Consider the following 25,177-nt stretch of genomic DNA (forward strand, 5'->3'; position numbering starts at 1 on the left):
TTTTTTACAAATAATAAGGACTATCATGAGTGACAGCCAATCCGTTAAACAAATATAACTGAAATAGTTCTGCTATTTCTTCTTTTTCAAGTGGTTTATGATTTCTTTCCCAGGCGAATATAAGTGCTAAATAAATCTTCAACATGATAAAAGCTGTTATTTCAGGATTACATGGAGAAATATATTTCTTTTCGATAGCTAATTTAATTTTTTCCTTAATATAAGAAATAATCGCTATTTCCATTTCATTTAACATTTGTAAAACGGCAGGCGTTCCCATTTCTTTTTCTTCCTGAAATAGCTTCAGTGATAATTGATGACTCCTTTCTGAATTCTAAGATTCGATATAGTGCACTATGCAGGTTTTTCATAAAAGGTTAAGTTTGGTTTAATTGACTGCTCAGCCTCATTTTTCATTTCTTCAATCATTCGTAACACAATCTCTTTAAACAATTGCTCTTTATTGGCATAAAAGGTATAGATGGTCCCTTTTCCGACATTTGCTATTTTGGCTACTTGTTCCATTGTTGTAGCTTTATAACCAAAGAGTGAAAAAGACTTTGTCGCAGCTTCTAATATTAACTTTTTCCTGTCAATTGACATATATCACCCCGAACTGACCAGTTGAACAAAACGGTCAATAAGTTATTTTATGATATTAACAAATTTTTTTAATAATAGCAAGGCATCTTTTTTTGAGTTTAGGAAGATCATATTCAAGGGGCTTTTTATCTTTCTTCTTTTTTACTTTATCCCCAGATTGATTCCTTAATATTGAAGTATAATAAATGACAAATCAGTATCTAAGCGATAAGATATAGACAATTAGGTTCCTTTTCCTGATTCCTTAAAGAATTCGTGTAAAATATACCGTACCGACCATGAAATGAAACAAAAGGTAACCAATACAAATTTCATATTTCAAGAATGCATATTAAGGAGGAAACCATGAATATTAAGATAAATAATATACCGCGTTTCATGCAATCCGAAATCGAAAAACTTCAATCAGAATTGTCCCCATTATTGAAGAAAAATATGAAATACAGTTTTTTTTCAACCATAATGATAGGGTTTTCCATCATAAATCTATTTTTTCTTTTATTTAAAAACGACTCATACCCAATCTCTAAAATTGCTCTTGCAATATATGCATTAGTCGGTGCTATTGGATTTGCCCTTTTAAAGGAAAACAAACACAACCAAAAAGAAATAGTGAAAATGAGCCAGAAGCATATGCTGGAGAGAATGAAAGAAAGCAACTACTTAACCGATGCCAGGAAAAATAATTACTATAAAAAGGTAAATGAGCAGCCGCTATCTGCAATGAATGTCTTTTTGGAGTTTCTTGCGGAAGAACAACAAAGGAAGAATAAATCTTTCCATGATGAATAAAGAAGGACAAAAAAATCCCCTTATGAGAGGTCATAAGGGGATTTTTCTTACGATATTCATTTACTTAAAACGGGATCTGCAATGACAAGGATTTTTCCGGACTTGATATCTTCCACATATCGATCGACTTCAGCTTCCTCCAGTCCAATATTCAATAATGGCTTCCTCAATCCCCCTGCTCCTGAAGCTGCCCCGGCAGCGGCTCCGCCAAAAGTGGCGAAAATCGGGCCTGCTGCCAAAATCGGACCAATTCCAGGTATTGCCAATGCACTCATTCCAATAAGTAAACCTGTCAAACCGACAGCTCCGCCGGCCGCTGCCCCTGCTACGAATCCATCAGGCTTTGTTGGGCTGACTTCCTCGGCTTCCTTTGGTAATTTATCAATTTTTTTGGCAACTACTGATATTTGATCGGATGTATATCCTTGTTCCTTTAAATTTTCGACTGCTGAAGTTGCTTCGTTTTCATTCTCATATATTGCTATAAACCTATTGTCCATGGTATCTGCTCCTTTAAAAGTAATGTATTATACAATACCCTTAATTGAGTTTTAATAACCTACGATGGAAAAATGAATTTCACTCCCTGGTTTGCCCCTGACCATAAATGAAATACTTGCTTGATGTTAAGGCCGGTAAACCCATTGGTCCACGTGCATGGAGCTTTTGTGTGGAAATGCCGATTTCTGCACCATAACCGAATTCAAAACCATCGGTAAAACGGGTGGAAGCATTGTGATAAACTGCTGCCGCATCTACTTTATTCAAAAATATGGAAGCGTTTTGTTCATCTCTCGTTAGGATTGCTTCAGAATGCTTGGAACCGTATCGGTTAATGTGTTCAATTGCATCCGATACACCGTTTACAATTTTCACGCTGATTTTTAATGCTAGGTACTCTGTTGACCAATCATCCTCCGTTGCCTTTTTCGCTCTCGGAAAAGCGCTGCAAACCACTTCGTCTCCATATACTTCAATACCCTTTTTATCCAGGATTTCCAAAATCAGCTTTCCATTTTCTTCAAACCATTTTTCGTGAATAAGAAGGCCCTCAATTGCATTGCATACGGAAGGTCGCTGTGTTTTACCGTTTAAGACAATTTTCTCGACCATCGTGACATCTGCTGTCTGATCGATGAAGATATGGCAATTGCCTGATCCCGTTTCAAGGACGGGAACAGTGGACTCCTTAATGACCGTTTCAATTAAATTCTTTCCACCACGAGGAATCAAAACATCTAAATACTCATTAAGGTGAAAAAGTTCCTTAGCGGATTCCCGACTCGTATCCTCGATTAACTGAATAGCCTCTACAGGAATTTCCGTATTCTCTAAAGCCTTATGAATGGAAGAGATCAGTGCCATATTGGAGTATTTGGCTGAAGAGCTCCCTCTTAAAAGGACCGCATTCCCCGTTTTCAAGGATAATGTAGCTGCATCGATGGTCACATTTGGCCTTGCTTCATAAATCATTCCGATTACACCGATCGGCACTCGTAACTTTTTAATCAATAAACCATTTTCTTTTTCGATAGTCTCCAATTTTTCTCCAATTGGATCTTTTAAATCGATTAAAAGCCTAATTGCAGCTGCCATGTCATCAATACGATTAACATTTAACATTATTCGATCTAATATCGACTCACTGAAACCTTTTTTCCTGCCTTCTTCTAGATCCTTTTGATTTTCTTTTATCAAATGATCTTTATCGTTAACAATTTGCTTTGCAATTTTTCCAAGTGCCTCATTCTTCTTTTCCGTAGTCAATCCAATTAGCTGATAACTGGCTTTTTTGGCTGCCTTTCCTTTCGCAGTCACTTCACTCATTTTAATGCCCCCTTTTCTTTCTCTAAAATTGATTACCTATGCTCTCACCCATTTATCGCGATGGATCACTTCTATGGAAGTGATCACAAGCTCGGTTGTCCGCTTGCCCATAGCCTGTTTTAATTCTTCGTCGGAATAAAGGACCTCACCCCTGCCTAATAACCCATTTGCACCAAAGACCTCGACGACATCCCCCTTATTGAATACTCCTTTAATTTCATAAATTCCAGCTGGTAGTAGACTGCTCCCATTTGAAACTAAAGCCCTTTCGGCACCTTCATCAACGAAAATTTTTCCGGATACTTGTGAATGAAGGGATATCCACTGTTTGTTTTTCGTTACCGTCGTCAAGACATCATTCCCAATATATGTGCCATCACCATTGCCTTCAAGGATAGTTAGTAGTTTTTCGCTCCCCACACCAGAACCGATGAATACTTTCACTCCAAGAGACAATGCAGTTTGGGCTGCAATCAGCTTCGATTTCATCCCCCCGGTTCCAACATTAGATCCCGCACCTTCTGCCATTTGCAATAAATCCGACGTTACTTCGGAAAGCTTTTCAAATCGTTTGGCCCCTGGGTTCGTCTGTGGATTGGAATCATAGAGCCCATTAATGTCCGTTAAAATGATCAAGTTGTTGGCGTGGACTAACCCGCTTACTAAGGCGGATAGCATATCATTATCACCGAAAGTCAACTCCTCGACTGAAACTGTATCATTTTCATTAATAATCGGGAGGATGCCGCGTTCAAGCAATTCCATCAATGTTGCATATGCATTTTTATATCTTTCTTTTTTCGAGAAATCTTTCCTTGTTAATAAAATCTGGGCCGGAACGATTCCAAAGTGCCCTAATTGTTCCATATATGATTGAATCAATAGGCTTTGCCCTACAGCTGCAGCAGCTTGTTTTCCTTTGAGAGTGACAGGTCTCGTAGGATAACCGAGCTTGCGAAAACCTGTCGCTACAGCACCTGATGAAACAAGGACAACTTCATGTCCCGCCTTCCTTAATGCTGCCACTGCCTGGATATGATCGGAAAATTTTGTTTGGTCGATTTCACCTTGTGTGTTGGTCAAAGAACTACTTCCTATCTTTACAACGATGCGTTTCTTTTCCATCGATTTTTCCTCCAATAAATATCTTAGACATGAAAAAAAGCCCTTTTCATCCTCGAAATAAGGACGAAAAGGGCTGCTCTCCGTGGTACCACCTTCATTGAATGCAAGTACATGCATTCCACTTTGCCTGATAACGCCAGGATTTGCGCCTATGTTTTGCATAGGACTCAAGAAGCAGGTTCTGCGCTTTCCTGTCGCGGGTCTTCCAGCAATTGACCCCGCTCTCTGTCACAGTGATTTTCGCATACTAATCTTCTCTCAACGTTCATTGTTTTAATATAGTATGCAAAAAAATCTTCTTGATGTCAATAACCTTCCTAACATGAATAACATTAAAGCGCCATTGCTGGGCCGAAGAACTCATAGTGAATTTTATCCGTATCTATCCCCAATTCTTTCAGGTAAGTGATGATCGCCTTCATGAAAGGCACAGGTCCGCACACATAATAATCAGCTTCAGGTTTAACAAAACTGCTCACTAATTCCTTATCAATATACCCTTCTTTTTCAAAATTCGGGAGGTGCTTATCATCCTCACTCGGATTTTTAAAGACAAAGGATAATTGATAGTTGGTAAGCTTGTGTCCTAGTTCTGTCAGTTCCATTCTGAACGGCTGTAAATGGCCATTATCGGTTGCATGAATGAATTGTACATCACGCTCAGGTGTTTGTTCAGCTACCGCATGGACCATGCTCATGAAAGGCGTTATGCCAACGCCTCCGCTCAAGAATACTGCCGGTGTTCGTTTATCCAAGTCGATGGTGAAATCACCTGCAGGAGCCGTTACGTCAATACTGTCACCCATCTGAATGGATTCATGCAAGTAGTTAGAGACCCTTCCATCAGGTGAGGTTCCCGGCTTTTCTTTTTTAACGGAAATACGGAAATAATCTTTTCCCGGGACATCAGATAAACTATACTGACGGTTGAATAAATACGCTTCACCCGGTATCTCGATCCGAACGGTAATATATTGTCCCGGAAGAAATGCCGGAACCTTATCTCCATCTGATGGCTTTAGATAAAAGGATGTGATTACGTCACTTTCACGTACTTTTTCCACCACTGTGAATCGTTTGAAATCAGACCATCCTCCGACCTGATTGGAAGCTTCGTCGTACATTTCCTTTTCGATGCTAATGAAAACATCCGCAATGACTCCATACGCCTCTCCCCAAGCTTGAAGGATTTCTTCTGTGGCCGAATCTTGTAATACTTCCTTGATTGCACCTAATAGATGTTCTCCTACAATGGGATAATGTTCAGCTTTAACTGCGAGACTTCTATGTTTTTGTGCTATTTGCTTCACGGCCGGTAAAATCGTTTCAAGTTGATCTATATATTTGGCTGCTGCCAAAACCGTGTTGGCTAGTGCATTTTGCTGGCGCCCTTTTTTTTGATTGGCATGATTAAAGACATTTAATAATTCAGGATGTGCTTCGAAAAGATTTTTATAGAATACAGTTGTTATAGTTGTACCATGCACTTCTAAAACAGGTACGGTTGATTTTATAATATCGATCGTTTTCTGGGATAGCATAAATAAACCCCTCTTCTTAAACAAGTATTTTTAATACATGTTTATATTAGAACTTAATTGCATTAAAAGCAATATTTTTAATACATCTTTTTAGAAATTATGTTTTCATGTTTATAAAATGTTCACATTTATGATATAGTCAAATGGGGATAGAATGTGAGGCGATAAACATGAGGTTGACGAGTTATTCCGATTACTCACTTAGAGTGTTGATTTACCTGGCTTCCCACGACCAAAGCAAATTATCAAATATAAAAGAGATTTCTGAAGTTTATCAACTATCTAAAAATCATTTGATGAAGATTGTTCATAATCTAGGTAAACTAGGCTATATTGAGACGATACGCGGAAGAAATGGCGGTTTCCGGCTTGCAAAATCACCTGCTGACATAAATGTAGGGGAACTGGTGCGGAAAACCGAAGAGGACTTTTATCTAGTGGAATGTTTTAAAGATCACGATAACTGTGTGATTTCTCCCGTTTGTTCATTGAAATTTGTCCTTAATAATGCCTTGGATGCTTTTCTACAGGTCCTTGATCAATATACGATTGCAGACTTCAGCGAAAATAAAGTGATGCTCAAAGCCTATTTCGATTCGGTAAAGCAGAATGATGAAGAGCCCGATTTTTTATAATCGGGCTCTTTTTTCATTAACCGATGATCCGTTCGATCCGCCATTCCTTTTCCACCCGCAAATCAATGATCCCTTCACTGGTTTTTATTAAAACTTTAAGGGGATCGTACGGATTGATCATAATGATCGTCCAGGTTCGTTTATTAGTAAGCATGACTTCTTTTCCGACCAAGATGGTCATTAATCGGCTTATAAACTCCAGCAGGATTTCAGGATTGAATTTACCGAACATATCACTTTTCATTTGCTCAATCACCCTAAAAAACGGCATGGCCTATAATACTATATCCTCCATGACTTTGTGTGATGATGAAAGCAATTTTCGCTACTTACGAAAGGTCACTAAGTTCATTTCCCAGCTGTTTTAATTTTTCACCAACTGTACACTCTGAAATACAGAACTGATGGGCATACGAACGCCCCTTCTCTTTTCGAAAATGCTTTCGTAAAAAACAATCTTGGCAAAATGAAGCGAGAACATCTTCCACTTCTTCATATATTTTTTTCCTGTTCATTGTTGTTATGTCTCCTTTGACCCAGCAATTTCTATTTTGCTGAAAATGGCTTTTCCCTGAAGAGCAAGTGTTGCCAGGCGATCGGCTTCCTGGTTCTCTTTTCGGGAAATTGGCTTATAGACCGGAATGATCTTTAACTCATCCAGTTTCGCTTCAATGCGGTCCAGCCATTTATTTAAGTTTTCTTCCATACATGGCCATTCACCGGAAAGTTGATTTAAGACAACTAGAGAATCCCCTTTAAATACACAGCTTTGATGGTGGATTCCAAGTTCGTCCATCTGCCTGACCGCTTCATGAAAGGCCGCATATTCCGCTTCATTATTGGATTCGAATTGCTCCAATTTCACGTTGGTGCGTAACCTCCAGAACTTCTTACCTTGACGAAAATAAATGGCAACACCAATCCCTGCCACCTTTTCATCTTTTTGAAAACCGCCATCAAAAAAAACCGTCACATCCTGAGGCTCCTCCTCAACTTCAGTCAGGAGTTTTTTTAGCTCCTTCTTTGTCCATGCTGTATCGAATTCATCCTTGAATTCCACTTCTTTCAGCCTTCCTGCCTTTTCAAGATCTTCCGTAATGACCAGTGCAGTCCCGGCATCAAGCCAATCCGAAACGAAATCGGCAGATGGTTTTTTTGAAGCATGATATGTCCATTGCATAATTACCTTCAAAGATTTCCAGCTCCTTATCCATTCACCATTCATGCAGAACAGCTTACAATTTTCATACCTTTTTTTCGGTATACCATTTATAATATAATGTAAGCAATTGAATCATCTTTTAATTATAGTTCCCATACCAGGCTGAAATTCTCATGTTTCAATTTTAATTTTATATGAAATGTTTTTTTATCATAGTATATTAACTGTTAAACTCGAGGAGGAGCACATCTTGATCGAAGTGTATATTGATGGTGCCAGTGCGGGCAATCCAGGGCCGAGCGGCGCAGGTGTTTTCATTAATAATAACGGTGTGGTCGAGCGGCATTCCTTTCCGCTTGGAAATATGGAAAACCATGAAGCGGAGTACCATGCTTTAATCAAAGCATTGGAAATTTGTGTAGCCAATAAGTATCAAATCGTTTCTTTTCGTACTGACTCCCAAGCCATCAACCAGGCCATTGAAAAAAGATTTGCAAAAAATAAGTATGCCATATTGCTGGAAAGGGCTCTAAAGCTTTCCGACGAGCTTGAATTATTTTTCATAAAATGGATTCCAAATCTCGAAAACAAATCCGCGGATGAGTTGGCAAGACGGGCCATTCGCTTGAATAAAGCTTTAGGAAATTCATGAACAAGACAGCTGATTTTTCATTATTATTCGTTGTATTCATCTGGGGCGTCACTTTTGTAATGGTTCAAAATGCCCTATCTTTTCTTGAACCATTCACGTTCAATGCCGTCCGTTTCTTCATGGCCTTCGTTTTCTTGCTTATCCCTTATATATTGACTTTACACAAAAAGGGAAAAACCTGGAATAAGGGCCTTTTTAAAGCTGGGTTTCATATCGGAGTTTGGCTTTTTTTAGGCTATGGGCTTCAAACAATCGGATTGAATTATACTACTCCTGCGAAGACAGGCTTCATAACGGGATTAAGTGTCGTCATGGTACCGGTTTTTTCTCTGCTTCTTTTAAAACATAGGCTTTCCCGTAATACAATTATAGGTGTCACTGCCGCAACCGTTGGGCTTTATTTAATGACGTTCGCTGACCGGTCCAATTTGAATATCGGTGATTTATTGGTATTTTTATGCGCAATAAGTTTTGCCATGCAGATCATTACGACTGCTAGATATGCCAAGACCCTTCCCGCATTACCGTTGACGCTGATTCAGATTTCAACCGTATCTTTATTATCCTATGTTTCAGCCTTCATTTTCAAAGAGAATCATTCTATCATCTTCAGCTCGGAGGTCATGTTACAGAAAGACGTATGGACTGCTTTATTGGTTACGGCAGCCCTTGCCACTGCGTTCGCCTTTTTCGCACAAACCTTCTTCCAAGCCTATACGACACCTACGAGAGTCGCATTGATTTTTTCAATGGAACCGGTTTTTGCTGCGTTATCCTCATACATATTGATAGGGGAAAAATTGACTTCCGCTTCCATCATTGGCTGTGCATTCATTTTCTTGGGGATGATACTTGCTGATCTGCCTGTTAATAAAAAGAAACCGATAGCAAAGGAGTTTTCTTGAAAAGCCATAAAAATAAATCGGACTTCAAAGTAACGAAGTCCGATTTATTTAAGCAGCCCCTGTTCTTTTGCAAACGATACTGCTTCACTGCGGGTTTTAATACCATTTTGTTTTAAGTTTTCCAAAAAGGAAATATAAAAGCTGCCATCAAAACTCTTTTGAACCTTCAAAGTCAATTCTATTGCAGCATTGACTAAAATATCACTTGCTTCCGTGTAGCGCTTACCAAAATAAATAAAACCAATATCGTCGCTACCAAAAGTGAATCCCTTACCCTCTAAAAAACTAACATACTCTTCAGTTGATCTCGCCACTTCTGCATCCACTCCATACTTCATGCCTTATTTTCATCTTACCGTATATCAAAGATTTTGACTATCCATTTTTCGACAAAAAATTCACCGTATAAATTAAAGGAGCTCCCCTTGGGGAGCTCCGAAATTTTCATTATTAAATCATTTTTAGTAAAGCCCTGAATTCATGATCCCTAGCCAGATTTTTGACCTTCTCGCGATCATACTGGTAAACCGCATCGTCCAAAGAACATGAAATGGGTACATCACATTTTATTTCGGCCAGTTTTCTGGATAAATGAAGCATATCTACAGCGGATTCAATCTTAGCCCTCTGCCCGTTTGTCAATGAAGCAACATTTTCAAGAATCCCTTCGATATTTTGATACTGAATCAATAATTTCAATGCTGTCTTCTCCCCAATTCCTTTAACTCCGGGATAGTTATCAGCTGTATCGCCCATTAAAGCTTTTAAATCGATCATTTGTCTTGGAGTGATCCCTTTCCATTCATAAAAGCTATCAGGATTATGCACTTCATAGTTACCATATCCTTTTTTTAACAATAATACAGAAATATTTTCTTCTATCAACTGGAGCATATCTTGATCGCCTGTCAATATACCCACCCGGCTATGTTGGGCAGATGCCTTCGCAATTGTCCCGATACAGTCATCCGCTTCATATCCAGAGAGCCCTATGTTAGGGATATCAAATGCTTCAACCGCTTTTTTAGCTAAGTCGAATTGAGGTATCATTTCGACCGGAGCTTCTGAACGATTAGCCTTGTATCCATCAAATAATTCATTTCTGAAAGTCTTGCTGCCCATATCCCAGCACACCGCTACATGGCTAGGTGAAAAATGATTCACCGCTGTCAGCATATGCTTCAAAAAACCTTGGACGGCATTAGTAGGAATGCCTTTTGAGTTAATCATGAATTGACCAGTAACGGCCGTTGCATAAAAAGCTCTGAATAATAGCGCCATCCCGTCGACAAGCATAAAGGAAGGATGTTGCTCATTTTCTCTCATTAACACATTATCACCTCTATCATGATGTACATCCATTTTAACATAACTGTCCCCTTTTTTAAGGATCGTTTAATTGGAAAAAATATTATTCAATCGGATTATCATCATAGGAGATCCAGTCACTGAAACTGCCAACATATATCTTCACATCTTTAAAGCCCGCTTCTTTCAGGGCGATATAATTGGGAGATGCCGTTACACCTGAACCACAGTAGACAATGATTTCCTTATCCCTGCCAATGCCAGTGAAATTTTCCTGAAGATCTTCCTTTTTTTTATAATAGCCATTATCCAAAACGTTCGTCCACACCTTATTAACTGCACCAGGTATATGGCCTGCTTTTTTATCAATCGGCTCCTCGATTCCCTCGTACCGTTTAGATTCCCTTGAATCCATTAAAACGATATGGTCAGGCCTATTCATTGTATAGTCCTTCACTTTTTGAAAAGATGCAAGCACGGTTTCATTTAAATCGATATGATATTCTCTAGTACTATTATTCGTTTGATTCGAGTCAATCGGATAGCCTGCATCCTTCCAGGCGCGATACCCCCCGTTAAGAACATAGACTTTCTGGTGCCCAAGATAGCTTAGCAGCCAGACAAACCTAGAAGCAAAAGAACCTTCCCCCCCATCATAAGCAATAAGCACCGTATCATTGGAGATTCCATTTGATTCTAGTTTATCTTTAAACTTTTCCAGGTCAGGAAGAGGATGTCTTCCTCCGTGTTTATGAACTTGCCCCGATAAATCCTTTTCGAGATCGAAATAAACAGCGCCGGAAATATGGTCTTTCTCGTATTCATTATGCCCTGCATCAGGAGAACCCAGCTGAAAGCGGCAGTCACAGATCCTGATATCACTAGAATTCAACAATGGCAACAGCTCTTCTTTTTCCATTATATAACCCATCTGCATAGCCCCCTATTTCAAAATGGTCCAAATTAATTGATTAAGCTCCGTTTCCATGTTCTTCCCTGGAGGAAGCTTATTTATTTCATTCTTTAAGGAAAGTGATTTCCCTTCTAATAATGAAAGATTCTTTTCGCTTTCATTGTTGCTTATAAATTCTTCCTTTTGTTTTGCTTTAAATATTCGGGTCATCCTGGTTTTCATTTCTTGATCGATGGTAACCGCTTCAAGTAATTCCCAAACGGATAAAGGTGGCAATGCCCCCTTTTGGATGATATGTTCCAGGATTAAATACGAACGGTAAACTTGTACCCATGTTTTTAGTCCTTTTCTTTCAGAGTCCCTTGTTTTTGTCAATTGTTGAAGGTTGTCGCCCATCATCCGATAGTAATGGTGTCCTAGTGCCTTTTTGGAATAGCAATCCGCTATCAAACCATTCATCTTTCTATAATAATCCGGATGAGTAATCAGCTTGATTGGTGACTGAAATAATTCAAATAGTGCAGGATTACTCTTTATCGTAAGACGGGATGATTTAAATAGATCCCAACCTTCCATGTCATATATGTTTTCTTTCAAATGAATCACTTCAACTGCCGGACTCAAGCTGAGGTAAGATCGCTTATCATTATGAACATATATAAACCGAACATCGATATCCGAATGGGCGGATGGTAAACCAAAAGAATGGCTGCCAGTAACAGCAGCCATCAAAATGGTCATATTCTCCTCTATTTCCAGTATCTTCAATTTCGAAATAAGGTTTTCTTTCATGAATGAACCTCGTTTCTATTTCGAATGCATTTTTGCCAATTCCGCTACTGCATTTTCATAATACGGTAAATCTACCGTTTCCTCCATTGCTGCACGTAAACCTGCAAAGATCTCCGATATTTCCGTCTTAAACTCTTTTTGAATCGCAAGTAACTCTTGATCAAGAACTTCATTATACATTTCGAAAATCCGCTCACCCTGTCCTTTTACATACATTAGGGCAGGATCATCCAAACGCTTCTGAAGCCCTTCACTCATTTTCAATTTCTCATTTTTTTCAAAGAAAGATTTTGGATTTTTAAATAACGCCAATTCCTTTTTGAATTCCCCAGTTTCCAATTGGACAAAAGCTCCTGTGAATTCAAGGGACTCCCTCTCATTAGGTTCATAAGGCTGTAATGAAAGGGTTTTTCTTACTTTTTGAATTTGCTGAAGCAAACTGCTTTGTTTCTCGTTCAGCAATTTATTTACGAACATTTCCGTCCTTAAAGCCGTTGCCCGCATTTCCTGGGCAAGGTCAAAGCCCAACGCATCCAATAAGTTCTTCATCGCTTGCTTGAGGACAATTTTCAGATCCCCTCCATCATCCTTTAAGACGGCCGGGTTGAACGATTCCTTGAAGAAATCATTAAATCGGAAAAAGACCCGTTGCTTACTATAGAAAGTCAATTCATCGATTTCTTTTTTCAAACGTTGCTTTTCCGCATCCCCTTTAATGACAGAGAGCAGTTCCGAAATGGACTGTGCCTCATGTGAAAGGGAGTCCAGAGCTTTTCGTTTCGCCTTTTCATCCTGCATGGAAGCTGTAATTACATCACGGAGCAGTTCATCCGTTCTTTTTACGGCCGCTTTAGCCGATTCGATTGCAAGTCCAGTTAAATCGTTTTCGATGAAAGCATCGAATTGGTCTTGGAATTCCGAAATACCGCTATTTTGTAGGAACGAATGCTTAAATGATCCAGGCGTCTGTTTTTCCATCAATGCTCCCTTACTCGTAAGCGGGAACAGTTTTGGAAAACGGATTCCGAATCCATTCAATTGATCTGTGACATAATCCATCACTTCGTCCAATTCGTCAGTGGTTTGTGCAAGATCGACTGCATTGACAATGAAGAACATCTTATCCATCGCGAAAGAATCTTTCACACGTCCAAGTTGTATCAAGAACTCCCTATCTGCCCGTGAAAATGGGTGATTATAATAGGTCACAAAAAGGATGGCATCCGAATTCTTAATATATTCGAAAGCTGCTCCTGTATGTCTGGCATTTATCGAATCCGCCCCTGGGGTGTCAACAAGCACCATCCCCTGCTTTGTCATTTCACAGTCGTAACGCAATTCAATCAAATCAACAAGGCACGACTTGGACTCTTCTGCAGCAAAACGTTTAAACCCTTCAAGATCAACCGTAACCACATTTCCTAAATCATCTTGGTGCTGGGGCATCCCTTGATGGAAAGCCCTTAAGAAGGATAAATGCGTTTTCCCTTTATCAACTTCCCCTGCCTTCGCAATGATTTGTCCTGCTATGTGAAGTGCTTCATCCAGTGTCTTTGCCGATTTATCAAAAGCTGCCAAAGCCAGGCTCACATCTTCTAACAGCATCGCTTCCGTCTTTAATTTGACGGTTGCCGTTCCATGTGGATGCTCAGCATCTGAAGACATGATTTTGTTGATTGCCGCAGTTGTCGGATTAGGTGAAACAGGAAGGACACTTTCTCCCATCAGTGCATTGGCAAAGGAAGATTTACCCGCACTGAATGCACCAAAGAGGGCAACCGTGAAAGTCTGCTGTTCCAGGCGATTTGCCTTATCTGTCAATTCTTTATAAAGTGATTGAAATCCTCTCAAAGGCTGTATCAGCTTGGCTGCCTGATGTAAACTCGTTGCAGTCTCCATCAGCTTTTCTTTTCCGCGTAAATCAGCAGCATCAGATGAAGAAACAGCTACAGAAGGAACAGCTTCCTTACTATCTATATCATGATCCGTTTCAGGTTGTTCGTCGACGTGCATTGAATTACTTCCTTTATCGATTCTCATGATTTTTACTGTAATATTTTTTTCTTCTTCATTCCATTGAGTTAAAAGCGTATCGATATCACGCTCATCAACTGATGTTTCAGTTTGATTGGCAATGGCCTCTAATCGTTCCGTTTGGTACTTGATTTCCGCGTTCATCGCCGCTGTAACTTTAAGGGCTTCCGCAAATTCGGAAAAACCTTCAAGTTCCTTATCTATGGAAATAGACTGCTGTTCCACTATTCCTTCCATAACGGCGACCATTCCATTCAAAAATCCTTCAGATATTTCACGTGCTTTCTTCTTGATGGCTGAGGCTAAATCATTCGTATAGTTTAAAACGTATTCACCTGTAATATCGACTTGAGGCTTTAAAGAGTTTTTTATGTAAGCTTCCGTTACCTCGATATGAAGTCCCTGCGCCTTACTTTCAAATGTTGAATCATGGATTTCCGCTTGATTAAGCGTTTTAACCGCCAATTCTTTAAGATGCCATTCAAGCTGGGTTTTCACCTTTTCTTGTAAATCGGCCAAGAATGCTTTAATACGTTCCTCACGCTCGGCCTCGGTTTTTTTCTTGGCAAATAATAGACCCATTTTAAAATCCGGCTGAGCCGATTCCAAGAAAGATTTACCTAGGTCCCGTGTAGCCGCGGGCATGATGTATGCACTTTTCAAAATTGTTTCTAATGCTTCAGCATATTGGACCTTGATGTCCTCTATACGTCCAGTTAATGATTTTTTTTCTTTTAATAGGCTGTCCACTTGATTCGTCAAGTGAATTCGCTCTTCATGAGGAAGGTCTGATAATGCTTCTAAATCCTCGGCATGTTCCTCTTCATATTGTTCCTTCAGCCAAATAAGGTGCCTTTCGACAAGCGCTTTAGCCGATTGCATGATGGCATCTTTCCCATCATTCTGACCTTTGCCTGCCATTTCATATATAAATTGCCGAACGACTTCAATTTCATTTTCGCTATTGTTCAAATCTCTTACAGATGTATAAAAAATCCCATCAGGATATACATTCCAGTTCGCAAATGCTTCAGTAACGGAAAGCTTGAAGTCTTGGAAGCTAAGCTCATTCTCATCATGCTTATCGATCATATTGATAATTAAGTATGTCGGCTTTTCAGCCTCCAACAATTCTTTGGTGAATAGGAAGTTGACTTCTGATTGGACGTGATTATAATCCATAACATAGAAGACCACATCAGCTAAATGCAAGGCGGATTCCGTAGAAACTCGATGTGCATCATCCGTCGAATCAATTCCTGGTGTATCCATGATTGCACATGATTCCGGCATTGAAAAGTGATTGGAACTTATCGTTATTGCCGATACTGAATCACCATCCTTGGCAAATTTCTTGACCTCTTTAAAATCATAAGGTGCAGGAAATAAGACTGGAGGCTGATGATGGTAAAAGACTTTGGCATAGTCTTCCCCTTTTTGGACCTTTACCGTATTTGCACTCGTTGGAATCGGACTTGAAGGCAATACTTGATCACCAAGGAGAAAGTTGATCATACTTGATTTCCCCGCTGAAAAATGCCCGCAAAAAGCAATGATGAACTCCTCATCATTCACTTTCATGATTAATTGTTTCAGTTTATCTGCATTGCCTGTATCGCCTGCCGATTGAAATTTATCATACATGGCAGTCAAAATCCCCAACAATTTGGACCGTTGTTTTAATGTTTCTTGAATCATGAATCCATACCCCTTAATCTATCGTCATTTTAATACTCTTATTGTAAACGATTTCGTTTGTTATTCATACAGTCAGCTTTAGTTTTACTTTATGATTTATTATAGGCCATGTTCAAAAAAAAACCACCTATTGGCGGATTCATGCAGTTTGATTCATATCTTGTTAATTCATTTGAATAAAAAAGGCTCTTTTCGTAAAGATTGTTGTTTTTAAAACGAAACTATTTAAGGTTGATTGGAGCGGAATTGCGAGACTCCTGCGGGAGCAGCGGGACAGGTGAGACCCCACAGGCGTTTACGCCGAGGAGGCTCACCGCCCGCACCAAGGAAAGCGAGCATCTGGAGGGGAAATCTACCACAACTCACTACCTGGTAAATAGCAACAAAGTATGTGAAAACAGCCATAAAAAAAACCAGGATGATTACCTGGTTGTAGGAGTGGGGTTAAATGCAGCTCGGTTTTCCATTGTTGACCCGGTAAAGGGTTTAACTGCCTTTGCCGGTTTTTGAATATTATTTAATAAATGTTTCATCACAAAACCATATGTAGCGATTGTCAATAAAATGAATAACCAGACCATTACCAACACCATCCTCTTATATATTGAGTAGCTTTAGTTTTATTATAAAATTTATCGATATTTGATTGAGAATAATTTTCATCTTCATTTAGAATCTTATCATGAACGATAATCATTTTCAATAAGAAAATAAAGTTTTTATTATTTTCCCTTAAAAACCGTAGAATATTCCGTATGTTCCTTTAATGCCTTTTCTTCGAGGGGGATTCGAACCGCCATCATCCATGCGTTCAAAAAACTAAAGATGATAGCTGTATAATATGCATTGAATAATAAAGAAATAACTATAATCTCCGTTGCCACTATTATATAGTTCGGATGTTTGAAATATTTATAAGGACCTTTAATGACTACTTCGGCATTAGGAACCACAATGATTTTTGTATTCCAGTGTTTTCCCAATGAACTGATCACCCAAATCCTTCCCGACTGCGCAATCAGAAAAAGGATCAGCCAAATCGGCCAAAGTCCAGCCACATCCCTTTCATAAGCGAGCACTTCAATAATGAGAACAATAAAAAAACTAAGGTGCATAAGAACCATCCATCTGTAATGGGACTCACCGTATTCTACAGCTCCTGCACCTTTCAACTGCTTTTCATTTTGTTTGGCAATATATAATTCAACCAGGCGCTGAATGGCAATCAAGATGATGAAAATGGCAAAGAGCATCATTCCCACCTCATTAACACAAGTTCAGATGAAAAACCAGGCCCCAATGCTGCAGCCAATCCCACCTCACCTTTATTCCCGCCACGCTGCATGAATCTCTCAAGGACGTACAAAATAGTTGCTGAGGACATATTTCCAAATTCCCTTAATATTCTCATTGATACTGCAGTCATGCTTTCATCGAATCCTAGGGATTCGTGATAAGCATCAATTACTTTTTTCCCTCCAGGATGGGCAATGAAATCTTTTATATCCCCGAGATCCATTCCATTTCCCGCTAAGAACTCTTGGACATTCGGTTTAAGCCAATCCTTGATGATTGTAGGGATATCTTTCGAAAAGATCACATATAAGCCTTGGTCTTTAACATCCCACCCCATTACATCCAATGAATTCGGCATTAGCGTGGATTGCGAATCCAAAAATTTCAAATGTCGTCCTTTTCTTGAATACTGTTCATCCGGCACTTCATCACCGCAAACCAAAACACAGCTTACTCCATCAGAGAATAAGGAGGTTCCAATTAAATTACTTTTGGAGATATCATTCCTTTGAAAAGTCAGACTGCATAACTCCACACTTAAAACAATGACCTTAGCCGTCGGGTACGCTCGGCAATATTCAAAAGCACGTGATAGGCCGCTCGCTCCCCCTGCACATCCAAGCCCCCATATCGGAATTCTTTTTGCATGCGGGTTAAATGGAAGTTCATTCATTATCCTGGCATCAATGGTCGGGGTAGCCACCCCGGTGCTTGATATAAAAAAGAAAGCATCTAGTTCGAATGCCTGCAGCTCTTCTTTTAAAAATTCTGAGTTGGTTAAACATTTTTCTATAGCCTCTTTCCCAAACTTTACAGCCTGCTTTATGTATAAATCATTCCGATCAGCAAAAGAATGATCCTTTTTAAACCAATCAAGATCATTGGAAAAATATCGATTTTCCACTTGTCCATTCGTAAAGGCCTTTAATAGCCGATCTATACTTTTAAATGAGGATCCAAAGATTTCTCTTGAAAATTCCATGATTTTTTCCTGTGAAAGTAAATATGGTAGCTTTATATGTGATGCAGATAATAAATATGGCATGATCCCACCCCTTATTATTCATGATATGGTTAATATACCCACCAAGATATCATTTATGCTCTATAGCTTAATGGTCATCTAAGGTGAAACTCTTGAATTTTTCGCAGCAGAACTAAGACAACATGCTTAGCCGGCAATATCGCCACCTCCTTAGCATTTGCGAGAATACAATCATGGATATTACACCTCCCGTCATTGCGGGCCATACAAAAATGTATAGGTTTACATGAAGCAAGCAATTTACCCATTTCATTGGATGGCGTAGGTACCCTACATATCACCTTAATGATCAAAATGTAATCGGAAACAATAAAACCCCCTTACCTAGAAAGTCGGTAAGGGGGCTGCTTTCATTCTTCCTTCTTTACTGAAGATTGATTTTGTACTTGTATTATGATGTTTTGAAACTCCTCTTTACCGCACACACTGCACCTATACTCCTGACTTAAAATGGTCCGACAATGAATACAATATTTTTTCTCCATCTCTATCACTACTTTCCTGAACATATACTATCAATATATTCAAAAAGTGAAGAGAGTTTCCTTTTATCTGACAAAACTCCATTTCATTAAAAAACTTCATTTAACAATGATGAGTTTTCGGACTAATAAAAAATGCCCCCTAATCCTCATCATCTTTGGGTTAGGGGGCATTTAATAGTTTACAGAATCTATTTTTAATCAGGCAACATTCTGTCTTTCAACACGGGCTTCCTTTACTTTCCCTTTTGTAGGGACGATGTTAAAGACGATATTCAAGAAAATGGCTGTCAAACTTCCAGCCACGATTCCATTATCCGTTAATATTTGAATGCTTTCCGGAATTTTAGCAAATAGCTCAGGAACGACCGTTACCCCAAGTCCCATACCTACGGAACAAGCGATGATCAATAAGTTTTCTTGAGAGGCAAAATCTACCTTACTTAACATCTTAATTCCAGCGGCAATTACCATGCCAAACATGGCCACCATTGCCCCGCCTAACACGGACGAAGGGATAATGGTCGTGAATGCACCAATTTTCGGGACAAAACCAATGAAAATGAGCATCCCTGCCGTTGTATAAATGACATTTCTTGTTTTAATACCGGACAATTGAATTAAACCGACATTTTGTGAAAAAGCTGTATAAGGAAAAGCATTAAACAAACCGCCAAGCATGATGGCAAGCCCTTCAGAACGGTATCCGCGTGCCAGATCATCTTCCGAAATCTCTTTGTCCGTGATTTCTCCTAAGGCATAATAGACGCCAGTCGATTCCACTAAGCTGACTATCGCCACCAAAGTCATGGTAATGATCGCAGTGATGTTGAAAGTCGGAGTGCCAAAGTAGAAAAAATGTGGCAGATGCAACCAACTTGCACTTGCAACTGAGCTAAAATCCACTTTCCCAAGGAAGAAAGCTGCAAAAGTTCCGACTAACAGTCCTAATAATATAGAGATGGAGCGCACGAATCCCGTTGAGAATTTATACATGAAAATGATGAAAAGCAAAGTTCCAAAACCAAGGGCTATGTTATCCAAGGCTCCAAAGTCAGCAGCACCTTGTCCGCCCCCAAGATTGTTGATGGCAACAGGAATGAGTGTGATCCCGATGATCATAACGACTGAACCAGTAACGACCGGCGGGAAAAACCTAGCCAGTTTCCCGAAGAATTTACTAATTAAAACGACGATTAATCCCGACACTAAAATGGCCCCATAAATGGTGGTGACTCCATATTGGGTACCTACCGCAATCATTGGGCTGACTGCCGTGAATGTACAGCCTAGAACGACGGGTAGGCCGATTCCGAAGAATTTATTTTTCCAGACTTGCAATAAGGTCGCTATTCCACACATTAAGATGTCAATCGAAACTAAATAGGTTAACTGCGCAGCAGTTAAACCTAACGCTCCCCCAACAATCAATGGAACGACGATCGCACCAGCATACATTGCAAGAACATGTTGTAATCCTAAGGAAGCAACTTTTAATGGTGATTGATTAGACATTGACAGTTGCCCCTTCCATTTCCTCAACGAAAGTTATCTCACCGAATTTCAACTTCGCAATTCGTGCCAGGGATTCCACTTGAAACCCTTGTCCCCGAAGGTCCTTACCACCACTTTGGAATGCTTTTTCAATAACGATTCCGATCCCGGCTACTTCTGCTCCAACCTGCTCACAGATATCCACCAAGCCCCGAGCCGCTTGTCCGACCGCAAGGAAGTCATCGATGATCAGAACCTTATCACCAGCTTCTATATATTTATTGGAAACTGTAATTGTATTGGTTTCTTTTTTTGTAAAGGAATGAACGGACGCCGTCACTAAATCATTTGTCAAAGTAAGTGATTTACGTTTACGGGCAAAAATTAGCGGAACTTCCAATTCCAAGGCAGCCATCAAACCAGGTCCAATGCCTGAAGATTCAATGGTAAGCACTTTAGTTATTTCCTTTTGTTCGAAACGTTTAACGAATTCTTTACCTATTTCTTTCATCAGCATAGGATCCATTTGATGATTCAAGAATGAATCTACTTTTAAAATATCTTCTGATAAAGCTTGACCCTCGGACAAGATTTTTTCCTTTAAAAGTTGCATGAAGGTTCCTCCCAATCTTGGATGTTTATTGACCTATAAACCATGCAAGTGTTTCCCAGATATAAAAAAGCCCAAGAAACATTGCAGCACTTTTTTGAGTGAAGCAATATTTCTTGGGCATGAATGAAAAATGAAACAGCAAAATCCGTCCATTATGCAACAAGATCAATTACTCACCCATAGTCGAATTATTTACGGTAATCCGGTAGAAACTTGCAGGCCATATTCCTGCTATTATACGAGTGAAACTTTATATTTTATTAATATATAAATTATAACAATGCTGTCTTATTTTGAAAAGTCATTTTTAACAAAAACCGAACTTTCAATTAAAAATATAAAACATTATTCGTAATTTTAGAAGATTGCGAAATCACCAAGACTAATTAATCTCGATTTATCATCAACAAAAAGCCATCACTTGAAATTACGGGTATTTTTCAAAAAATTAGAAATATTATAGTCGGAATAACGGCGGCCTCATTTTATTCGCCTAAATGATACCTTTTATTGATGTTAACAAAAATGCCCACCGGGTTTATAAGGATTTAAATTGTGTGAACCATTGAAAAAAGAAGAAGACCTTGATAATTATTCCAAGGCCTTCTTTAATTAAATTCATTTGATTTTATAAACTTCTTTATATTTATTTTCAAGATACTTTATTAAATACTGAACATTCAGGCCTTCCCCTGTCGTTTCTTTCAAAATCTCTAGGGGCTCTTTTGTTTTTCCATATTTATGTATCTTTTCATTAAGCCATTTCCTGATTGGAGCAATATCGCCCGCTTCCAAAAGCCCATCAAAATCAGGCAAATCTTTAAGCATCGACTGCTTGATTTGGGCTGCATACATATATCCCAATGCATACGATGGGAAATAACCAAAACTGCCATCTGCCCAATGTACATCCTGTAACACGCCCATTGCATCATTTTCAGGAACAATTCCCAAATAATCCTTGTATTTTTCATTCCAGACTTCCGGTAAATCCTTCACTTCAAGTTCTCCATTAAAGAGAGCCTTTTCCAGTTCATACCGAATCATTATATGTAGGGGATAAGTTAGTTCATCTGCTTCAATACGGATGAACGATGGTTTTGATTCGTTAATCCCCCGGTAGAATTCATCCAGCGTCACATCATTGAATTGTTCAGGAGCATATTCTTTCAATAGGGAGAATTTATTTTTCCAGAAGCTATAGTTCCGTCCAATGAAGTTTTCAAAAAACAGGGATTGGGATTCATGGATTCCCATTGATGTCCCATTATCGAGCAGTGTCCCGGTTAACTCTTCGGCGATATTCTGCTCATAAATGGCATGTCCACATTCATGAATGGTACCAAAGATCGCCCCCCTAAAATCACATTCATCGTAACGGGTCGTCACCCGGACATCGCCCATATTTATTCCAGTAGCAAAAGGGTGAACTGTTTCATCCAGCCTGCCAGCCTTGAAATCGTATCCTAGATGTTTTAAAACTTCCAGGTTGAGGCGATGCTGTTTTTCTTTTGGAAATTCTTTATAAAGGAACGCTGTTTCAGGTCTATTTTCGCTTTTTGCAATCTGTTTTACCAGAGGTACTATACTCGACCGAAGCTCACTGAATACGCTGTCAAGTAGATCTACAGTCATGCCGGGTTCATACATGTCTAAAAGGGTATTATATTTCTGTCCTTCGTATCCCCAGTACTCTATGAATTTACGGGTATAAGCAACAACTTGCTCCAGATAAGGTTGGAATAACGAAAAATCCGCTTTTTCCCTTGCCTCTTCCCAAGCACTTTCAGAGCGGGATTGTAAAATGACGAATTCCTTATATTCGTTTGCAGGAATCTTCTTATTCCTTTCAAACTCTTTTTTACACTCTTGTACCATCTTATTCGTCGTTTCACTAAGAGGCCCCTTCGAAAGTTCCGTAATGAAGGATTCCATCTTTTTACTTGTGATCATATTAAAAACCTCAGAGGAAAGCACCCCGATCACTTCAGAACGCTGCTCAACTCCCTTTTTCGGTGCACCTGTACGTAAGTCCCAAAAAATTAACGCGAGCGCTTCATTATAGGCCGAGATTTTCTTGACATATTCTTTAAATTCTTTTTCTATCAAATCTATACCTTCTTTTTCCATATTCACTGCTCCTTCCAACTACACTTTACCATATTATACAAAAATCTTTCTTATCAGAACTACCCGTTAAAAAAAAATAAGAGCCAAGGGCACCCCTCCCATGGCTCTTAGATTAAATTGACTTAAAGCGTTACAGGAAGAACGGATACAATCTTCTCTTTCACCAGTTCCGAGAGATCCTTTTCCATCAAAATCTGTACGGTTCCCGAATCATTGCTAGTCCTGATCAAACGCCCTATACCCTGACGCAATCGAAGGAGCATGTATGGAAGATCCACTTCTTCGAATGCATCGGTAACCGAATTACGTTTGGCCTCGAACACTGGATCGCGTGGTGGGAATGGAAGTGAGTGTATCACTACATTTTGTAATGAAGGCCCTGGAACATCAAGTCCTTCCCATAAATGATAGGAGAAAAGAACAGATTGCTCATTCTCTTGAAACTTCTTAACAAGCTCGCTGATTTCCGCTTCCCCTTCAAAATAAAAAGGATAGGATGATGTTGGGCAGTTTTCCTTGAACCAATGCAATTCTTCTTTTGATTGGAATAACACAAGCGTTCGGCCCTCATTTTCCTCAATTGACTTCATGGTGTATTGAAGTTTAGCCAATTGGTCGCCGTTTTCGAAGGCAGGCATGTTCATTTTCATGACTTCATCGTAATCAAATGGTGATTCAACAGAGAAGCTGTCATACTTCTCTATCCCTAAGCTATCTGCAATGTATTGGAAAGATTTATTATCCGATAATGTCGCCGATGAAAAAATGTAAGGGATTTTTTTAGAGAATACCTGTTCAGACAAAATATCCTGTACAAGCCGTGGCATAATGACCAATGTTTTGGTCATTTCATTTTCTTCAAACCAGGAAACGGCCTGTTCATCCTTCACAAATAGAGAAATGGAGTAGCCCAGCTGTTCTAAATATTCTTCTGTCACTTTTAAATCATAATCATTGATCGTATACATTTCCGCCTCGAAAACAAGGTTCTCCTCTAACTCTTCAACCTTTTTATGCAGCTTTTGCGCAAAGCTTGTTATTTCCTTGGACATTGGGATTTCATAACGATTAGATCCGGTGACATGTATGGATTTTTCATCCAACAAATCAAAAAACTCTTCATTAATATCAATTAAGTCCTCAATGATGTATAAGGTTTCTTCACGAACCTGATTGGCAGTAAGCAATTCTAAAACCGAAGCAAGGGTTTGTTCCCCAACTTTATAAGTTAAAGCCTTTTGAGCAGCAAATTCCAGTAGATGACCTTCATCAAAGACAACACAGCTATGTTCAGGCAACAGTGGTAATTGTCCTTCACGCTTACGTTTTTCCTTAGTCCAAACATGTTCCATGAAGAAGTCATGTGAACAAATGATCAAATCGCTTGATTTTCGGTAGTGGTCCCGCGATAGGGTCTGTCCACAACGATGGCGCTTATCACAAGTAAAACAGTTTTGAAGCTGATCCCAGCCAACTTTAGACCAGTCTTCATCATTTAAATATGGATACTGTTTACGGTCCCCATATGCTGAATAAGCGTTCATCGATGAGTTATCATGGACAAACTTGGGAAGTTCATCATAGAGTTGATCTATTCCCTCTGAATCTTCATGATTCACTGCGTAATCCAATTTCTTAAGACATACATATTGATCGTGATATTTGGCAAGCCGAACATCCACTTCAATACCTAAAGCATTCTTAATTTTTTGGATGTCGCCTTCTTCTTTGACAAGCTGTTCAATCAACGTTTCGTCTGCACACGAAATAATTGCCGGTTTATTCGTATATCTCGCATAACAAATCGCATATAGTAAATAGACCAAGGTCTTACCGGTCCCTACCCCTGCTTCAGCAAAGCTTACATTCTTTTCTTTAAAGGCTTTTTCTAACTGAAAAGCCATGAAGATTTGTTCATCACGCAGCTCAAATCCTTTTTCGGGAAGAATATCGTAAAAAACATCACCGATCCATTCTGAAAGCTTATCGTAAAAAGAATCTTCCTTTGTTACCGAAAAAGGCAGTGTTTTAAGCATCTTGGTCTCCCCTTTTATCTATCATCAGTGTATCGATCCGTATCATAATATTTCTAGGCAAAAGGATATTATCCTTTATTTCACATTAATAGTC

At 39.2% G+C, this 25,177-nt stretch carries 23 protein-coding genes, 1 pseudogene, 1 riboswitch and 1 other annotated feature; of the genes and pseudogenes, 4 read left to right on the top strand and 20 right to left on the bottom strand.

Annotation, left to right across the window (positions count from 1 at the left end; genetic code table 11):
- Nucleotides 1-4: 4 nt before the first annotated feature.
- Nucleotides 5-603 (bottom strand): annotated as a pseudogene (locus UP17_RS14985) (TetR/AcrR family transcriptional regulator).
- Nucleotides 604-948: 345 nt separating this feature from the next.
- Here UP17_RS14985 and UP17_RS14990 point away from each other — a divergent pair.
- A complete protein-coding gene (locus UP17_RS14990) occupies nt 949-1,395 on the top strand; it encodes a DUF5392 family protein (RefSeq protein WP_061463802.1) in 447 nt (148 codons plus the stop codon).
- Nucleotides 1,396-1,451: 56 nt separating this feature from the next.
- Here the strand turns inward: UP17_RS14990 and UP17_RS14995 are convergent, their stop codons facing one another.
- From UP17_RS14995 to hmpA, 4 genes are all read right to left on the bottom strand, one after another.
- On the bottom strand, nt 1,452-1,895 hold the full coding sequence (locus UP17_RS14995; protein ID WP_061463803.1) for a general stress protein: 444 nt from the start codon (nt 1,893-1,895) through the stop codon (nt 1,452-1,454).
- Nucleotides 1,896-1,974: 79 nt separating this feature from the next.
- Nucleotides 1,975-3,222 carry a glutamate-5-semialdehyde dehydrogenase gene (locus UP17_RS15000; protein ID WP_061463804.1) on the bottom strand — a complete coding sequence of 416 codons (1,248 nt, stop codon included), beginning with the start codon at nt 3,220-3,222 and terminating at the stop codon, nt 1,975-1,977.
- Between the two features lie 36 nt (nt 3,223-3,258).
- Entirely contained in the window at nt 3,259-4,347 is a 1,089-nt protein-coding gene (gene proB, locus UP17_RS15005) for a glutamate 5-kinase (RefSeq protein ID WP_061466127.1), read from the bottom strand.
- A gap of 56 nt (nt 4,348-4,403) precedes the next feature.
- Nucleotides 4,404-4,618, bottom strand: a binding site (T-box leader).
- Between the two features lie 61 nt (nt 4,619-4,679).
- Nucleotides 4,680-5,888, bottom strand: coding sequence for an NO-inducible flavohemoprotein (gene hmpA / locus UP17_RS15010; protein WP_061463805.1), 1,209 nt, complete (start codon nt 5,886-5,888; stop codon nt 4,680-4,682).
- Between the two features lie 170 nt (nt 5,889-6,058).
- On the opposite strand from hmpA, the gene UP17_RS15015 reads away from it, so the two are divergent.
- Nucleotides 6,059-6,523 (top strand): RrF2 family transcriptional regulator, encoded by a 465-nt coding sequence (locus UP17_RS15015; RefSeq protein ID WP_061463806.1) that lies wholly within the window; start codon nt 6,059-6,061, stop codon nt 6,521-6,523.
- Between the two features lie 16 nt (nt 6,524-6,539).
- On the opposite strand, the gene UP17_RS15020 is transcribed toward UP17_RS15015, so the two are convergent.
- The 3 genes from UP17_RS15020 to UP17_RS15030 all read right to left on the bottom strand — a co-directional run bounded on the left by UP17_RS15020 (nt 6,540) and on the right by UP17_RS15030 (nt 7,715).
- Nucleotides 6,540-6,767 (bottom strand): hypothetical protein, encoded by a 228-nt coding sequence (locus UP17_RS15020; RefSeq protein WP_061463807.1) that lies wholly within the window; start codon nt 6,765-6,767, stop codon nt 6,540-6,542.
- An 85-nt stretch (nt 6,768-6,852) separates the two neighbouring features.
- The gene (locus UP17_RS15025; RefSeq protein WP_061463808.1) at nt 6,853-7,038 is read right to left on the bottom strand and encodes a zinc-finger domain-containing protein; all 186 of its coding nucleotides are present in this window, start codon (nt 7,036-7,038) and stop codon (nt 6,853-6,855) included.
- A gap of 5 nt (nt 7,039-7,043) precedes the next feature.
- Nucleotides 7,044-7,715: a reverse transcriptase-like protein gene (locus UP17_RS15030; RefSeq protein ID WP_250211679.1), complete on the bottom strand. Its 672-nt coding sequence runs from the start codon at nt 7,713-7,715 to the stop codon at nt 7,044-7,046.
- A 220-nt stretch (nt 7,716-7,935) separates the two neighbouring features.
- Between UP17_RS15030 and UP17_RS15035 the strand changes: the two genes are divergently transcribed.
- Complete coding sequence (locus UP17_RS15035; RefSeq protein WP_061463809.1) at nt 7,936-8,337, top strand: reverse transcriptase-like protein; 402 nt, start codon at nt 7,936-7,938, stop codon at nt 8,335-8,337.
- On the top strand, nt 8,334-9,242 hold the full coding sequence (locus UP17_RS15040) for a DMT family transporter (RefSeq protein WP_061463810.1): 909 nt from the start codon (nt 8,334-8,336) through the stop codon (nt 9,240-9,242). The genes UP17_RS15035 and UP17_RS15040 overlap by 4 nt, the downstream gene beginning before the upstream one ends.
- Before the next feature lie 44 nt (nt 9,243-9,286).
- Here UP17_RS15040 and UP17_RS15045 read toward each other — a convergent pair whose 3' ends face one another.
- The 12 genes from UP17_RS15045 to UP17_RS15095 form a co-directional block, all read right to left on the bottom strand.
- A complete protein-coding gene (locus UP17_RS15045; RefSeq protein WP_250211680.1) occupies nt 9,287-9,568 on the bottom strand; it encodes a DUF6123 family protein in 282 nt (93 codons plus the stop codon).
- Between the two features lie 124 nt (nt 9,569-9,692).
- Complete coding sequence (locus tag UP17_RS15050) at nt 9,693-10,568, bottom strand: 5'-3' exonuclease (RefSeq protein ID WP_061466129.1); 876 nt, start codon at nt 10,566-10,568, stop codon at nt 9,693-9,695.
- 85 nt (nt 10,569-10,653) lie between these two features.
- Nucleotides 10,654-11,481, bottom strand: coding sequence for a sulfurtransferase (locus UP17_RS15055; RefSeq protein ID WP_061463812.1), 828 nt, complete (start codon nt 11,479-11,481; stop codon nt 10,654-10,656).
- A gap of 12 nt (nt 11,482-11,493) precedes the next feature.
- On the bottom strand, nt 11,494-12,255 hold the full coding sequence (locus UP17_RS15060) for a DNA polymerase beta superfamily protein (protein WP_061463813.1): 762 nt from the start codon (nt 12,253-12,255) through the stop codon (nt 11,494-11,496).
- A gap of 15 nt (nt 12,256-12,270) precedes the next feature.
- Entirely contained in the window at nt 12,271-15,987 is a 3,717-nt protein-coding gene (locus tag UP17_RS15065) for a dynamin family protein (protein ID WP_061463814.1), read from the bottom strand.
- A 422-nt stretch (nt 15,988-16,409) separates the two neighbouring features.
- Nucleotides 16,410-16,568, bottom strand: a complete 159-nt coding sequence (locus UP17_RS27705) for a hypothetical protein (RefSeq protein ID WP_155727335.1) — start codon at nt 16,566-16,568, stop codon at nt 16,410-16,412.
- Nucleotides 16,569-16,709: 141 nt separating this feature from the next.
- Nucleotides 16,710-17,240 (bottom strand): isoprenylcysteine carboxyl methyltransferase family protein, encoded by a 531-nt coding sequence (locus tag UP17_RS15070; RefSeq protein ID WP_061463815.1) that lies wholly within the window; start codon nt 17,238-17,240, stop codon nt 16,710-16,712.
- Entirely contained in the window at nt 17,240-18,328 is a 1,089-nt protein-coding gene (locus tag UP17_RS15075; protein WP_061463816.1) for a type III polyketide synthase, read from the bottom strand. Before UP17_RS15075 ends, UP17_RS15070 begins: the two co-directional genes overlap by 1 nt.
- 683 nt (nt 18,329-19,011) lie before the next feature.
- Nucleotides 19,012-20,325 (bottom strand): nucleobase:cation symporter-2 family protein, encoded by a 1,314-nt coding sequence (locus UP17_RS15080; RefSeq protein ID WP_061463817.1) that lies wholly within the window; start codon nt 20,323-20,325, stop codon nt 19,012-19,014.
- The gene (locus tag UP17_RS15085) at nt 20,318-20,917 is read right to left on the bottom strand and encodes a xanthine phosphoribosyltransferase (protein WP_061463818.1); all 600 of its coding nucleotides are present in this window, start codon (nt 20,915-20,917) and stop codon (nt 20,318-20,320) included. The genes UP17_RS15080 and UP17_RS15085 overlap by 8 nt, the downstream gene beginning before the upstream one ends.
- 160 nt (nt 20,918-21,077) lie before the next feature.
- A riboswitch (purine riboswitch) is annotated at nt 21,078-21,179 on the bottom strand.
- Nucleotides 21,180-21,535: 356 nt separating this feature from the next.
- Entirely contained in the window at nt 21,536-23,047 is a 1,512-nt protein-coding gene (locus UP17_RS15090) for a carboxypeptidase M32 (protein ID WP_061463819.1), read from the bottom strand.
- 122 nt (nt 23,048-23,169) lie between these two features.
- Nucleotides 23,170-25,083, bottom strand: a complete 1,914-nt coding sequence (locus tag UP17_RS15095; RefSeq protein ID WP_061463820.1) for an ATP-dependent DNA helicase — start codon at nt 25,081-25,083, stop codon at nt 23,170-23,172.
- Nucleotides 25,084-25,177 lie beyond the last annotated feature (94 nt).

Source organism: Peribacillus simplex, assembly GCF_001578185.1.
In the GTDB taxonomy this organism is placed as follows: Bacteria; Bacillota; Bacilli; order Bacillales; family DSM-1321; genus Peribacillus; species Peribacillus simplex_A.